The following is a 13,437-nucleotide window of genomic DNA, read 5'->3' on the forward strand; positions in this document are numbered from 1 at the left end:
AAGCTGTTAGAGGTCAATTTTCCCTAAGCAAAGCTAAGCAAACATGTGTTTTGCTTAACCTACTCAGATACTCATTGTGCAGGCAGGTCTTGCTCCTGCCGACGGCTACCTCCGTCACCGTCTGGCCGACCCGGCATCCCCTCACGGGGAAGGCCCGCATCCTCCCGGTCTTGAGTCCACGGCTGCCGGACCGCTACCCGGCGTTTCCGGGCATTCCGCCCGTACTCCGTCCCCTCTTCGGGGCTCATACCGGGTGGGGGTGTGACCCCGCCTACCCGCCGCCCCCTTTCCCCCACCGCACGGTGTTGCCCTGGTTCCGGGCCCAGGACAGGGGAGAACGGCGGGCTTGTTAGTCTGAACCTATCCCGCTCCAGCGAATACGTGTCCCAGCCAGGCGGAAGGGGTAAAGGCCCCGGTATTAAAATAGCGGGAAACCTTCTTCCGGGCTGCTCTGAACGTGCCGGAGAGCTTGCCCCAGAGCTTCCTGTGCGTCCGTCCTTCCACCGGCGAACGCCCGGGAAGCTTCTGGATGAGAGCCTCCGGCACCTTTTCTCCAAAGCCTAGAGCCCGGCGGGCTATAACCAGAGCCGCCGCCTGGTGGGCGCTGAGCCCGTAGGTCTCGGCGTACTTGAAAAAGCCGATAAGCGAGGTGAAGTGGGCGGGCACGGTGAACACTGCCATGCCGCGCTTTCTCAGTGCGCATACTAAGCGGTTGAAGAGCAGCCTTTTGCAGAAGTTGTGCGTGATCCGGTTGAAGAGGCGGTTGGTGTCGTGGTCCTGGGCGAAAGACAGTTCTTCTAAGGTGACTTGCTTCGCGCCTGAAGACTCTAACCAGTCGGCCACCTCTTTCGCCAGGTTGCCCGCGATCCACTCCCGCTTCTCACGTGAAGCGTGGACCAGGTCGTGGCACCAGAAACAGCGGGATGCCTTGAAGTTGCCGTCCGGCAGGGCCACCGTCACGGCCACCACTTCGGGGTTCAGGTCTATCCCGGCCATGAGAGAAGTCTTATCCACTTCCGCGGTATCGTCTAGGGAAAAGGAAATGAGGCAGTCGAACCTGCCGTCTTTACGCACCACCCGGACGGTGTAGGCCCTGCCTTCGGCCAGGCACTTCAAGAGCAGGGACCTGTACCTCGCGGGGACCTCCAGGGGAACGGTCACCCAGTCTTCTTCCCGCCTTAACCTGCCGCTCTTGTCCCCTGGCTCCGGCGGTATGTAGACGTTGAGCCGGAAGGAGTCTGTCGTCTCATCGTAGACGATTTCCGTGTTGGCGTTGCCGTGCTGGCCCGTCATACCCTTCTGGTTGGCCTGGCCCACGGAGTAGAAGGCGTTGGAACGGAGCTCCCGCCACTTCTCTTTAGAGAGCTTTCCCTCCTGGAGGAGCAGCAGGTTTTTCTTGCCGCCGAAGACGGCGGGCGGCACTTCGTCCCTCTCAAGCCAGCCCTTCCAGTAAGCGAGTCTGGCGCGGAGCTTATTGAGCCTGGCAAAGACGCCCTGGCGGTGAAGCCTGTTTCTGATGTGCATGAGTTTCTCTTCCGACTTTTCTATCTTGGCTTCCAGGTCCGAGACGTGCATCTTGACCTGCTCTTTCTGGCTCTCGATGGTGGCCTTTGCGTCCTCCACGGCCCACTGGCACCACCTGGCGTTGGGGAAGAACTTCCGGTAGAGGTTCTTGACGATTTCTCCCGGTTCCTTTCCCCGCCTCAGCGCCTGGTAGGCCGTGCGCTTGGCCGCCTGGAACCGGCGCATGAAGGACACGAGCTTCTTTTCTGCCGTTTCATCCGGGTATATCCTGCCGGGCACGGTTATCATGTCGGCAGGTTTCCTGGTCTTGAACTTCAAAACTCTCACCTGAAGGCTAAAGTTTCCCCTGACGAGGTGGATTCTACCATGATATGCCAGGGAGTGCAACTGTTGAAGAAGATAAAGGATGCTCAGAATTGTTTAGGAAAAACGGTGACTGTCGAAAGGACCACCTATGTTGGCCAACTCGGCTAGTTCATTGATCGAGAAGAAGCCACCTCCCAGAATGGCTACCCCGAAAATCAGGAGAGTGGCTATATAGGGAACCCTGGTGGTAGGATGCACGCGGGCCAGAACGGGGGGCAAAAGACCGTCACGGCTCATAGCGAAGAGGATCCGGGTGGCGCTCAAACCGTAACCTAGCATTACAGCAATTAAACCGAACAGCACCGCTACAGAAAGCAACGCACCACCCCAGCGAATGCCCATTTCCAGGAGAGCGAAGGCAGCCGGATCGGGAACATCCAGACGGGAATAGTTGACCACCCCGGTCAGAACGGCAGCCACGCTCACGTACAGGATAATGACTATCAGCAACCCGCCGATCAACGCTACCGGGATGCTGCGCTGAGGGTTTTTAACTTCCTCCAGCACCGAGGTCATGCCGTCGAAACCGGTGTAGGCGAAAAAGGTAAGAGCGGCGCCTGTGAGGATGCCACCAAGCCCAAAGGGGGCGAAAGGATGCCAGTTAGCTGGTTGAAGATGCCCTAAGCCACAGGCCAGGAAGAAGAAAATGGCCAGTAGCTTGATTATCGTCAACAGAACATTGGCTCGGCTGACATTTTTGACTCCGCTGTACGCGATGTAGCCCACCAGTAGAAGCCCTAGTATAGCAGGAATATTGACCACTCCCCCATGCGCTACATCACGGGCGAAGGCTGCAGGCAGATCGAGGCCCAACGACTGGAGGAAAGAGACCACGTATCCCGACCAGCCTACCGAAACGGTACTGCAAACCACCGTGAATTCAAACAATAAATCCCAACCTACCACCCAAGCTAGGATCTCACCTAGGGCGATGTAGGCGTAAGTGTAGGCGCTACCGGCAAAGGGAGCCATAGAAGCGAATTCTACGTAACAAAGGCCCACACAGATGCAAACGATTCCCCCCCAAAAGATAAGAAAGGCTAACAGCTGGACCGGCATATTTGGCCGCCGCTACTCCAGGCAGCACGAAGATGCCAGCGCCTATGAGCGAATCCACAAATAGGAGCAATAACTCCGTGGTGCCAATCTCACGCTTGAGGCGGTAAGCAGCATTTTCCGCCAGCGCTTGCGCTTGCTCGATGCCTTTTTTGCGTAGCCACGAGGTACCGTTAACACGCTCGACCGCCACCTTGTCTCCTCCCCTGCCAATAAATCTTGCCATTAACTGGAACTTATTTTTCTTGGGTCGAATGCGACCATTCACTTATAATCTTGACCCCGCTGCTGGTTCCAATTCTGTCGGCTCCCGCCTCCAGCATGGATAAGAAATCTTCCAGGGTTCTTATTCCCCCCGCCGCCTTCACCCCGGCTCGCCCACCCACTGCCTGACGCAAAAGCTTGACGTCGTCTATAGTGGCTCCCCCGGAACCGAAACCAGTGGAGGTTTTGACGAAGTGAGCTCCCGCCTCCAACACCAGTTCACAGCCCAATAACTTTTCTTCTCTGGTAAGCAAGGCTGTTTCTAGAATCACCTTGAGCACACCATGAGGACAGCAATCGGCAACGGCTGCTCGCACCGCCCGGAGCTCCTCACGGAGATAATCGAGGCGGCGATCCCGGAGAGCTCCCACATTGATTACTAGGTCGAACTCCTCAGCCCCGTCTTTAGCCGCTTGTTGGGCTTCGACCACCTTGGTTACCGTGCAATTAGCTCCCAGCGGGAACCCCACCACGGTGCAGACCCTAACCGATGAGCCCTTTAGCTCCTCCACCGCCAGAGAAACGTAGGTAGGGTTGACGCAGACGGCGAAAAATCCGTATTGCAAAGCTTCCGCGCACAGCCGTTTTATATCTTTCTCCCCGGCTTCCGGACGCAGTAAAGTATGGTCTATGCGCCGCGCCAGGTTGCCCAACTCCATAAAACTCACTCCTCTTGTCCCAGGGCTAGGTAGATGAGCCTTTCCACCAATTCACCGAAAGCTATTCCAGCTGCCCGGGCAGCGTCGGGGTAAAGGCTTACCGCGGTGAGTCCCGGAATAGTATTAATTTCTAGAATATAGGGGTTACCTTTTCTATCCACCATAAAGTCGATGCGCGCCAAGCCCCGGCAACCGAACCAGCGGTAGGTAGCTAAAGCCAGCTCCTGAATTCTGTCCTGCCAGAGCTCGGGAATACGAGGAGGGATGATGTGCTGACTTTTCCCAGGAGTGTATTTGGCCTCGTAATCGTAAACTCCTTGGTCAGCTACAATCTCGATCAGCGGGAGCACCACCGGATTTCGATTGCCAAGCACCGCCGCCGTGACCTCCACCCCTTCGATAAATTCCTCCACCAACGCCACCGGGTCGTAGCGGAAAGCTCCCTCTAAGGCAGATAGGAGCTCCTCTTCCCGGCGCACGATGCTCATACCCAGCGAAGAACCCTGGGTGGGCGCCTTAACCACCAGAGGAAAGGCGCAGCTTTCCCTTATCTTCTGAGCTTCCTCGACGAGGTCTCCTGCCTTTTCCACCGTCAAGAAAGCGGGAGTGGGGAGAGAAGCGGATAAAAGATAGCGTTTGGTAGCGATTTTATCCATGGCCAAAGCGCTGGCCAGAATTCCGGAGCCGGTGTAAGGTAGATTCATGGTCTCCAATAGCCCCTGAATACTACCGTCTTCACCCCCTTTCCCGTGCAAGGCCAGGAAGACCACATCGGGTTTAAGTTCTAGCAGGCGAAGAGCCACGTCTCTCTCAACGTCTAACTTAATTGCTTCCCAGCCCTTTTCGTTTAGCGCCTGGTACACCGCTTCTCCCGAGCGCAAAGAGACTTCCCTTTCTGCCGAGTTACCGCCACATAGAACTACCACGCGCATAAAGCTCTGTCCAGTCCCCTCTCTCCAGGCTTTTTCGCCAAGTTTATTCTTCTTCTGACAGTAAAATCCCTTTCAGACCCGAAGCCCGATGGACCACTGGGCGACCGTAGCGGGAACGCAAGGAATCCAGCACCAGGGCAAGAAGACGTTCCCTTTCTTCATCGACGTCTCCCAGCCATGAGAGCTGCTGCAGGCGGTCTAAACCGGCCACCTGGATGCCTACCAAACGCCAAGGTGGGGAAGCGGAGAATTCCTGAAATAGTTCCATGGCGACGCGGTAGATCACCGAATCGCGGTTGGTTCCCTCCCGTAATGACCGGGATCTAGCCACGGTACGAAAATCAGCGAAACGCAGCTTCAAGGTGATGTTGCGAGCCAGGTAACCGTTCCGCCGCAGGCGGAAACCTAATTCCTCCGCCAAGAGCATCAGCGCACCCTGGAGTACCTCGGGACGGTGCACATCCTGGGCGAAAGTTCTCTCCTTAGAGAAAGAAAGTGGCGGCCGAGAAAACACCAGGCCTCGCCGGTCGATCCCTTGGCTGTATTCTTTAAAGCGGAAGGCTTCTTTCCCCAGGATCTCTTTAAGAAGGTAAATGGGGGCCAGCGCCAGGTCGCGTACAGTCTTGATTCCTCGCAACTCCAGAAGTTCACGTGTCCTGGGTCCTATTCCTGGCAGCACCTCTACAGGCAAGGGCCATAAGATATCCTCCACTTCCTCTGGCCACAAGGCTCTCAAGCCCCTAGGCTTGGACAGATTACAAGCAATCTTGGCCAGCAATTTGTTAACAGAAACCCCTATTGAGAGAGGAAGTTGAAGTTTCCTTAATACCTCTTCTTTGATAGCGCGGGCTATGGACAGTCCTTCACCGGGAGGTACTCCTAGATAGGCCTCGTCAATGGAAACCACCTCGATCCTGGGAGTGAAGCGGCGGTATAGGGCCAGCACTTCACTAGCTGCCCGGCGATAGCGGGGCAGATCGACGGGTAGTAAAACGGCTTCGGAACAGAGCCGCAAGGCCTGCTTAAGTGGCATAGCAGAGCGGATTCCGAAACGTCGCGCTTCGTAAGAACAGGTGGCCACTACCCCTCTTCCTTCGGGAGCTCCGCCGATAATAACTGGTCGGCCCCGCAACTCCGGGTTGTCCCTCTGTTCCACCGCCGCGAAGAAGGCATCTAGGTCGCAAAGCAAGATTTCCTGCATACTTTCATTTTACTACAACTGCGTCAGCGAGAGAGCCGTCTTGGGATGCTCAGAAAAAGAGAACGCGGAGAGAGTTCCAGCATAGATTAGCCTCATTAGCCACAATTTCCCCCGCCGTGGCCGCCGTCTTGACTCCACCCTGATCCCGGTGAGGGCAGCAACGCCCCAGCTCAAGGTCATCCAGGCTCATAACCGAGCTCTACTCCACCTCGATCTCCACCAAGCTATGATCGGTTAGGTGAACCGCTCCGAAATAGGCTGCCACGGTCAGAAGGTAGCGACCAACTTTGAGTCTTTCCACCGGCTCGAGCGTAGGCCAGGCGAGGATCTCCACGTAATCGAGGCGAGCCAAGGGCTCCTCCCTGATGCTATTGACCAAAAGTTCTCGCAAAGTAGGCACTTCTCTGGCTCCTTTCGCGATCGCCCGCTCAGCTGCCTGAAGGCTGCGGTACAATACCCGCGCCGCTTCCCGCTCCTCCTCGTTAAGAAGGAAATTGCGAGCGCTAACCGCCAAGCCTTCTTCATCCCGCACTATCGGATGCACCTTCACTTGAACGGGAAAATTGAGGTCGCGGATTATCCGACGCACCGCCACCACCTGATAAGCGTTCTTCATTCCCAGGTACAGGCAATCGGGCTGCACTAGGTTAATGAATTTGGCGATGGTGGTTAGAGTTCCCCTAATGCGCTCGGGGTGGCGCTTGAACTCGGTCACGTGCTCCATTTTACCTACGTCAATGGATGTGCAGAAGCCTTCAGGATAAAGTTCCTCCGCTGTAGGGGAGAAGAAAACATCAGCCCCAGCTCCCAGTGCCACCTCCCTATCCCAGCGCAAGTCGCGAGGATAACTGCGGTACTCCTCAGGGGAACTGAACTGGAATGGATCCACAAAAACGCTTACCACTAAGCGGTCAAAATCCTGGGGTCAAGTCCAATTTTGTGTGTAAAATCCCCTCTGGTAGCCTTTGAGGCTTATTAGAGCCTTGTTAAGCCGCCCCTCTCCCGGTCTTATTGGTTTCGGCTTTAACTGTTCGTTCTTGCTCCTGCCTCCATGTCCAGTACTCCGTCATGTCCAGGTAGCGGTGGCCGGTAGACCTTTCCTCGTCTATCTCCATGAGCACCGCACCAATCAGTCTCAACGCCGCTTCTTCATTGGGGAAAATTCCTACTACCCTCTCCCGCCGGCGAATTTCGCGGTTCAGGCGTTCCATGGCATTGGTCGTGCGCAAGCGCCGCCTAACCGGCTCCGGCAAAGCCATAACCGCCATGGCATCCTCAAAACCAGCCTCAAGTCTCTCTATTGCCCTAGGCGCTACGGCCTCAAACTCCTGCACCACCTCCTCCAGAAGTAGTCTTGCCGTATCCATATCCGGCGCTTCAAAAATGTGTCTAAGGCGAGCATGAAGCTGCTTCTGCCAGGACTTGGGACACGCTTCCAGAATGTTGCGGACAAAATGCGTCTGGCACCGCTGCCAACTCGCCCCCTGAAAGTGGATCATAATGGCGTTTACCAGCCCCTTGTGGTCGTCCGAAACCACCAGGTCAACGCCCTTTAGCCCACGCTTCTTTAACCAGTCGAAGAATTCAGACCAGGTAGCCTCAGATTCGCCGTCCCCAATCATCAGCCCTAGAACTTCCCGGTAACCATCCCGGTTAACCCCGCAAGCTATAAGCACACTCTGGGATCTCACCCGCCCACCTTTCCGCACCTTTGTGACCAAAGCATCAACCAGAATAAAGGGATACTCCTTTTCGCTTAAATCTCGCTCATTCCAGGCCTTCACCAAAGGGTCAAGTCGTTTGCAGAGCTCAGATACCGTCGACTTGGAAAATTCCGTGCCGCATAGCTCCTCGACCACTGCCCTGACCTTGCGTGTTGATACTCCATTGACCACCATCTCCATCAGGGCCAGCAACAATGCCTGCTCGCTCCGCTGGTAACGCTCAAACATCTCCGTAGAAAATTTGCCGGATCTGATCCGGGGCACTTCCAGGACAAGCCGTCCGATCCGGGTTACAAGCGGCTTTTCCCGGTGGCCGTTGCGGTACGCTTGTCTTTCCTCTGTGCGCTCGTATGGTTTAGCTTTGAGCTGCTCTGTAACCTGAGCCTCGAGAATCTGATTTAAGACTTGCTCCATCAACCGGGCCAGACCATCGTCCCGGGAAAACAACTGTTGCAGAACCTCGCCATCTACGGTAACCTGGTAATGGGCCATCCTAAATCCCTCCTGGTAGTGTTGGTTGTGTCACTTCTTCAATCTACCAGAGGGAGGGTGGCCCTTCCTGCTTCTAACCACCCTTTTTACACACTATACCGGACGCTACTAATCCTGGCTCTGATTATCGCGAGCCCAGCAAATGACGGTTAAATGACCAGCATGGAGATACCCCATGGTGGGCACCAGTCCCAGCCGGCGCCCTTTCCGCTTGCGCTCCAACGCCCATTCCTGCATCTCCGCTACTTTCTCGATGATCTTCATGGCTAAGAGCTATAAGCCTCCCCTGTAACTTTGCCCAAATATCAATTTGTCTTATAAGTTTCGCCTTTGCCCCGTTTTTTTCCTCTAATTAGTGGTTCAGTACCTAGAGCTTAGTTAGTGTAAAGTTACTGTAGGAATTTTGCAGGAGCTAAGGAAGGGGAGAAAGAAGAGAGACCTCACCGTCCTTGCAACGGACGAGTAGTTGCTTAAACAACCACTCAGGAGGGTGAGGTCTCTATGCAGATTATAAAGCAGATTTGGGAGAAGTTCCAGAGGGTAGCGGAGCTAACGTTGAAGGTTCTGGAGGAAGGGACCGACTTTTTAAGCTTCGAGGAGAAGCTCTGGCAGGAGCTTAATAACCTGGGACAGGAGGTTTTGAGGGAAGTTTTAGAGGCGAAAGACGCCTATCTTCGGGAGCACCGGGAAAAGCGGCCCGGCTGGCGGGTAGAGCGGCGAAACGATCCCAAAGAAGTACTTACCCTTTTCGGTCTGGTCAACTATAAGCGAACCTATTACCGGCACAAAGAGACTGGGGAGCGGGTGCACCTGATAGATCGGTTGGTAGGTTACGGGCCGCACGCACGGGTTGATCCTCTGGTTAAAGCACAAGCCTTAGAAGAAGCGGTAGATCTTTCCTACCGGAAGAGTGGCGAGAGGGTAGGGAGAGGCAATCGGGAGGTTGTGCTAAGCGGCGAAGCGGTGAAGAAGGTGATTCACAACTTTACACTGGAAGAACTGCCCGAGCCGCCTGGGGAGAAGCGCCGGGGGAAGGTTCTTTATGTGGAGGCGGATGAAGACCACGTAGCAGGTCAGGACGGGAAGAAGTACTTACCCCGGCTGGTTTACATCCACGAGGGGAAAGAGAAGGTGGGGAAAGACAGATACAGACTCAAGCGGCCTTATTACTTGGGAGGGCTTTACTCAGATACGGATGAGCTGTGGTTCGAGGTGTTGAGCTACATCGAGGAGCAGTACGAATTATCTTCTGTGGAGCGGATTTACCTCTGCGGTGACGGAGACAGGTGGATAAAGAAAGGGCTGGAGTTTCTACCGAGGAGCGTCTTTGTCTTAGATCTTTTTCACCTGGACAAGTACCTGGTGGCTGCTTTGGGGCGTGATAGTGATGGTTATAGAGAGATTTGGGCGGCCTTATGGGAGGGTGATGAGGTAAAGGTACAGGCGATTTTGCGGCGGGCGGGCAAAGCTGCGGCGAGTCCTGCGCGGAAGGAAGCGGTACGGGATTGCCGACGTTACATCCGGCGGAACTGGGAGGGGATAATGGCCTACCGGCTTTATCCCGGGGCGGAGTTGGGGGTAAGTGCGGAGGCGCACGTAAGTCATCTCTTCTCGGCACGGTTATCATCCCGACCGATGGCCTGGAGTGCTCGTGGGGTAGACCGGATGGCCCGGTTGCGGGTGGCGAAGGCGAATGGTGTTTCCTTGCGGGAGCAATATGTAGCCCGACGGAAGGAGGGCTTAAAGGCTTTAGAGATCGATAAGGCAGCTGTCGAGGAAGAGAGGCAGAGGCTAAGGAAAATATCGGGTGAGGTGTTCGATAATCTTCCCGCTCTACGGGGTCCGGTAACGTCATTAACCAGAGCCCTCAAAGCTTTGAGCCGGAACATCGATCTTCTTTGGTAGTTCGTCCTGGTCCGGGGACAGTGGGGCTCGAGACTCCTACAGTAGGTTGACACGATCTCAGAGCTTAACCTCACTTGACAGCTCAGAACCCCTTAACATAGAATGGGAGTGGTCTGGCGCCGACAGTTTTTTAACTATGGAAACCGTTTTTTAACACAGAAATAGGACAATAGGGCATGAACCCAGGGGAACAAAGGCCAGACCTTTTAATTTGCCTAACTGCCAACCGAAAATAGCCCAAGCCCGTTAGGGAGGCACAACTAGATGCGCCAGCAAGTGCAGCTTCTGGTTAGAAAATTCAGCTTGGCCGATCTCCTGCTAATTGTTACTGTGCTCGCTTTGCTTTACGGCTTGGTGCACCTGGGAGCAGGCATAGCTCAGCCGCTGGAAGTGGGAAGCAAAATCAGCCTTGACCCCTGCAATCTTCCTTACTACGCTGGGCGCTCGCTCCTCCGCATGTTCATCGCTATGACGGCTTCCATCGTTTTCAGCATAGTCTACGGTTACTGGGCTGCCTATAGCCGCAAAGCAGAAAGAGTGCTTATACCTCTGCTGGATATCCTCCAGTCGGTGCCCGTCCTTGGCTTCCTCTCAGTAACCATAACCGGATTGGTAGCCCTTTTCCCCCACAGCATGGTGGGGGCTGAGATGGCTTCTATTTTCGCTGTTTTCACCGCCCAAGCCTGGAATATCACCTATGGGTTCTACCAATCTCTTCGCACCATCCCCCGCGAGCTCCGTGACGCTGCTGCCATTTTCCGCCTCAATTGGTGGCACCGTCTCTGGCAGCTCGAACTCCCCTTCGCCACCATTTCACTCGTTTATAACGCCATGATGTCCTTCGCTGGCAGCTGGTTTTTTCTTTCAGCCAGCGAAGCTATATCGGTACTTAACCGTAATATCTACCTTCCCGGGCTAGGCTCTTACCTGGCTATGGCCATAACGGAAAAGAACACGGTCGCCCTCTTATACTCCATTTTGACTATGGCCCTCACCATAATCCTGGTAGACCAGCTCTTTTGGCGGCCGGTGGTAGCATGGAGCCAGCGGTTCAAGCTGGAACAAACCAAAGACCGTGAAACCTCACCTCCTTGGCTGGTACGAATATTACGCCGCTCCGACCTGGTGCGAACTTTCGGCGAGCAGGTGCTGGAACCGTTAAAGCGAAACCTGGTTATTGGTGGCGGCCGCCTGGCAGCGCCCCCGCTTCAGCCTACCCGTCCCGGCTTCAAACAGCAGCTGCTGAAAATATTGGGGTGGGCAGCGTTACTCTTACTGGTAGGTTATTCGGTCTTTTACGGCTACCGAGGAGTAATTCTAGTGGCCCAACTGGGCAGGGAAGGGTTTCTCCACCTCATACAGTTGGGATTTTATTCCCTACTGCGAGTTACAGTAGCCGTAGTCCTGGGTACGCTGATCATGCTGCCGCTGGGCGTTTACTTGGGCTGGCACCCCGAGCGTGCCCGGCGCTGGCAGCCCTTAATCACCTTCGTCGCGTCTTTCCCTGCCAATATGCTTTTCCCCTTCTTCACCATCCTATTTCTGCGGTGGCATGTGAACCAGAACTGGGGGGCCATACCACTTATGATGTTGGGAACGCAGTGGTACATTCTTTTCAACGTCATAGCTGGCGTCAGTTCTCTTCCCAACGACTTAAAGGAAGCCACCGTGCTGGTCGGGGCTAAGGGCTGGAAAAAATGGCGCTACTTTATTTTACCCGGCATCTTTCCGTTTCTGGTTACAGGAGGGATCACAGCGGCCGGCGGAGCCTGGAACGCCACCATTGTAGCCGAGGTGGTGAGTTGGGGAAATCACACCCTACAGGCCAGCGGGTTAGGAGCCTATATCACCAACGCCACCGAAGCGGGCAACTGGCCAGCTATCGTAGGAGGAATAGTGGTTATGTCGCTGTACGTGGTCGTGGTTAACCGCCTTTTCTGGCGCAAGCTTTACCACCTCGCTGAAATCAAGTACCATGTAGAGTAAGGGTGGCGAAAAGATGGAAACTCTCATTGAACTCCAAAAGGTCACCAAGAAATACCCGCTGGGTGAGCACAGCGAAGTCACTGTGCTCGAAGATATTTCTCTGGCCGTGCATCAAGGAGAATTCATGGGGATTCTGGGACCTTCTGGCTCGGGGAAATCCACCCTCCTGCGGATAATGGCAGGTTTAGTGCCCCCTACTTCGGGAACTGTGCTTTACAAGGGCCGCCCCCTTTCCGGCGTCAACCCTGGGGTAGCCATGGTGTTTCAAAACTTCGCACTCTACCCCTGGCTTACCGTGTTGGAAAATGTAGCTTTGCCGCTTCTGGTAAGCGGGCAGCCATGGGAAGTTTGCCGGGAAAAAGCCCTCGGGATCATCGACATGGTGGGTCTGGACGGCTTTGAAAGCGCTTACCCCAAGGAACTTTCCGGAGGAATGCGCCAGCGGGTGGGAGTAGCCAGAGCGCTAATTGCCGAACCAGATGTCCTGCTGATGGACGAGCCTTTTTCGGCCCTGGACGTGCTGACCGCCGAAAACCTACGCCGTGATCTGCTCAAACTGTGGCTGGAAGAAAAGATACCCACCAAAGCCATAGTCCTGGTTACGCACAACATCGAGGAGGCCGTTTACCTTTGCGACCGTATCCTGGTGCTCTCGCGCGACCCGGGACGGATAATAGCCGAGGTGCCAGTTAATTTGCCTCACTGGCGAGAACGTAAAAACCCCCGCTTCACCGCCCTGGTAGACGAAATTTATACTATTCTGACCCGCCAGAAGGCTCCCTCCGCTCCACCAGCTCCCCCTGCGCCCCGACGCCTGCCGGTGGCACGCGTGGGAGCAGTAACCGGCCTGGTAGAGTATCTGTTAGAGGTAGGGGGACAGGCTGACCTGTATGCCCTGGGAGAGCAGTTCACCATGGATCTAGAGGACCTGCTCCCCATCGTGGAAGCTGCTGCCATAACCGGGCTGGTGACGGTGCATGAAGGCGATGTGGAACTCACCGCCATCGGCAGGCGCATCGCAGCTGCTTCCCTGCTGGAAAGAAAAGAGATCTTCCGGGAGCAAATTTTACAAAATGTGCGGCGCATCCGCTGGATTGTCTCGGTGCTTTCGTCTAAGCCGAACCACCGGATGCCAAAAGAGTTCTTTTTAAGCGTGCTGGAGCAACACTTTAGCCCCGAGGAAGCCCGATTACAATTGGATATCCTCATCGACTGGGGTCGCTACGCTGAGCTCTTCGGTTACGATGAGGACTCCCGTTGTCTATATCTGGAGGAAGGAAAACCACCAGAATAGGCGAAGTATATCTTTGCAGGCGCAAGCGATTGAA

12 protein-coding genes and 1 pseudogene are annotated in these 13,437 nt (G+C 55.2%); 3 read left to right on the forward strand and 10 right to left on the reverse strand.

The annotated features are described in order from the left end of the window. Positions 1-360: 360 nt before the first annotated feature. The 10 genes and pseudogenes from ACTLLP_RS04725 to ACTLLP_RS04770 all read right to left on the reverse strand — a co-directional run bounded on the left by ACTLLP_RS04725 (position 361) and on the right by ACTLLP_RS04770 (position 8,482). Positions 361-1,842 (reverse strand): SSO2105 N-terminal domain-containing protein, encoded by a 1,482-nt coding sequence (locus ACTLLP_RS04725; RefSeq protein WP_441061645.1) that lies wholly within the window; start codon positions 1,840-1,842, stop codon positions 361-363. A 102-nt stretch (positions 1,843-1,944) separates the two neighbouring features. Beyond that, on the reverse strand, positions 1,945-2,949 hold the full coding sequence (locus ACTLLP_RS04730) for an amino acid permease (RefSeq protein WP_441061329.1): 1,005 nt from the start codon (positions 2,947-2,949) through the stop codon (positions 1,945-1,947). Beyond that, a complete protein-coding gene (locus tag ACTLLP_RS04735; RefSeq protein ID WP_441061332.1) occupies positions 2,843-3,139 on the reverse strand; it encodes a hypothetical protein in 297 nt (98 codons plus the stop codon). The genes ACTLLP_RS04730 and ACTLLP_RS04735 overlap by 107 nt, the downstream gene beginning before the upstream one ends. Before the next feature lie 43 nt (positions 3,140-3,182). Further along, positions 3,183-3,869: a deoxyribose-phosphate aldolase gene (deoC, locus tag ACTLLP_RS04740; RefSeq protein WP_441061335.1), complete on the reverse strand. Its 687-nt coding sequence runs from the start codon at positions 3,867-3,869 to the stop codon at positions 3,183-3,185. Positions 3,870-3,874: 5 nt separating this feature from the next. Continuing rightward, a complete protein-coding gene (locus ACTLLP_RS04745; RefSeq protein WP_441061338.1) occupies positions 3,875-4,801 on the reverse strand; it encodes a D-alanine--D-alanine ligase in 927 nt (308 codons plus the stop codon). 43 nt (positions 4,802-4,844) lie between these two features. After that, entirely contained in the window at positions 4,845-6,002 is a 1,158-nt protein-coding gene (gene dinB, locus ACTLLP_RS04750) for a DNA polymerase IV (RefSeq protein ID WP_441061341.1), read from the reverse strand. A gap of 49 nt (positions 6,003-6,051) precedes the next feature. Next, positions 6,052-6,192: a hypothetical protein gene (locus ACTLLP_RS04755; RefSeq protein WP_441061344.1), complete on the reverse strand. Its 141-nt coding sequence runs from the start codon at positions 6,190-6,192 to the stop codon at positions 6,052-6,054. Positions 6,193-6,201: 9 nt separating this feature from the next. Beyond that, a pseudogene (locus tag ACTLLP_RS04760) lies at positions 6,202-6,909 on the reverse strand (4-phosphopantoate--beta-alanine ligase); the annotation flags it as partial. A gap of 79 nt (positions 6,910-6,988) precedes the next feature. Continuing rightward, complete coding sequence (locus ACTLLP_RS04765; protein WP_441057497.1) at positions 6,989-8,218, reverse strand: IS256 family transposase; 1,230 nt, start codon at positions 8,216-8,218, stop codon at positions 6,989-6,991. A 108-nt stretch (positions 8,219-8,326) separates the two neighbouring features. Next, on the reverse strand, positions 8,327-8,482 hold the full coding sequence (locus tag ACTLLP_RS04770) for a pantoate--beta-alanine ligase (RefSeq protein WP_441061347.1): 156 nt from the start codon (positions 8,480-8,482) through the stop codon (positions 8,327-8,329). A gap of 237 nt (positions 8,483-8,719) precedes the next feature. On the opposite strand from ACTLLP_RS04770, the gene ACTLLP_RS04775 reads away from it, so the two are divergent. The 3 genes from ACTLLP_RS04775 to ACTLLP_RS04785 all read left to right on the forward strand — a co-directional run bounded on the left by ACTLLP_RS04775 (position 8,720) and on the right by ACTLLP_RS04785 (position 13,403). Continuing rightward, positions 8,720-10,123, forward strand: coding sequence for an ISLre2 family transposase (locus tag ACTLLP_RS04775; protein WP_441057473.1), 1,404 nt, complete (start codon positions 8,720-8,722; stop codon positions 10,121-10,123). Positions 10,124-10,387: 264 nt separating this feature from the next. Further along, a complete protein-coding gene (locus tag ACTLLP_RS04780; protein ID WP_441061350.1) occupies positions 10,388-12,109 on the forward strand; it encodes an ABC transporter permease in 1,722 nt (573 codons plus the stop codon). A gap of 13 nt (positions 12,110-12,122) precedes the next feature. Then, positions 12,123-13,403, forward strand: coding sequence for an ABC transporter ATP-binding protein (locus ACTLLP_RS04785; protein ID WP_441061353.1), 1,281 nt, complete (start codon positions 12,123-12,125; stop codon positions 13,401-13,403). Positions 13,404-13,437 lie beyond the last annotated feature (34 nt).

It is taken from the genome of Desulfothermobacter acidiphilus (assembly GCF_052073645.1).
Classification (GTDB): domain Bacteria; phylum Bacillota; class Desulfotomaculia; order Desulfotomaculales; family Ammonificaceae; genus Desulfothermobacter; species Desulfothermobacter acidiphilus.